This is a genomic window from Nocardioides sp. AE5, assembly GCF_031844485.1.
In the GTDB taxonomy this organism is placed as follows: Bacteria; Actinomycetota; Actinomycetes; order Propionibacteriales; family Nocardioidaceae; genus Nocardioides.
On sequence record NZ_JAUZVI010000028.1, the window covers coordinates 1 to 1,080 of the forward strand.

Consider the following 1,080-nt stretch of genomic DNA (forward strand, 5'->3'; position numbering starts at 1 on the left):
TGTTCTGACCGGAGAGGTTGGGCACGCGGTCGGCTGGTGACTTGCCTTTGAGTGCGGTGTGGCCGCGGTGGTGATTGTAGTGGTGCAGCCATTCGGGGTAGGCGGCTGCGCGGTCGGCCTCTGAGAAGTACTCGCTCGCGTAGGCCCATTCCTCCAGGAGGGTGCGGTTGAACCGCTCGACCTTTCCGTTGGTCTGGGGTCGATAGGGGCGGGTCCGGCGGTGCTTGATGCGCTTGCCGAGGGTCTTGGCCCACAGCCTGGAACGGTAGGCGTTGCCGTTGTCGGTCAGGACTGCCTTGACGGTTATTCCGCAACTGGTGAAGTAGGCCTCGGCGCGCAGCCAGAACGCGGCGGCGGTCTCCTTCTTCTCGTCCTCGAGAATCTCTGAGTAGACGAGGCGGGAGTGGTCGTCGACGGCGTGGTGCACGAAGGCGTAACCGGCCGGCTTGCGCTTCTTGTTCGCCGACCCCTCGATGCGGCCACGGAACCTCCAACCGCCGCCATCGGGGATCCGGCCGAGCTTCTTCACGTCCACGTGGACCATGTCGCCGGGTGCGGCGTGCTCGTAGCTGTTCCGGTCAGCTCGCGAGGTCTTGATCCGAACACCGGTCGCAGGGTCGGTCCACTTCAGTCGCGGGCAGCCGTAGCGCTGTATGACTTTGTGGACCGTGGAGGGATTCAGTGCCAGGTGGTAGGCGATCCGGGCTGGCCCCCAGCGACGGAGGACCCGCAGCTTCACGATCCTGCGTTCGGTTCGCTTCGGCAGCCGGTTCGGGCAGTGGTGCGGCCGGGAGGATCGGTCGACCATGCCGGCCTTGCCGAGCTCGCGGTACCGCAGGGCCCAGCGACGGGCGGTGGTGATGCTGACTGAGAACCGCTCGGCCGCTCGGGCGTAGGACCAGCCACGGTCGACGACGAGTTCGGCCAGACGCAGTCGCCCAGCCGGAGTGAGGGTCGCGTTAGCGTGGGACATGAAGACCTCCGTGGTGGATGTGGGTGCGTGGTAGCTCCACACCTCACCCGGAGGTCTTCGTCATCGTCCAGCCGACCCGCCGTACCTAACGTCCGTGGTCAGAACAC

Annotated in this window: 1 protein-coding gene; it reads right to left on the minus strand. The window is 66.1% G+C overall.

Going from position 1 to position 1,080, the window contains the following annotated elements; all coding sequences use genetic code 11:
* Positions 1-973: IS481 family transposase (locus Q9R27_RS18705; RefSeq protein ID WP_311253920.1), on the minus strand; the 973-nt coding region annotated here is incomplete at its 3' end.
* Between the last annotated feature and the right edge of the window lie 107 nt (positions 974-1,080).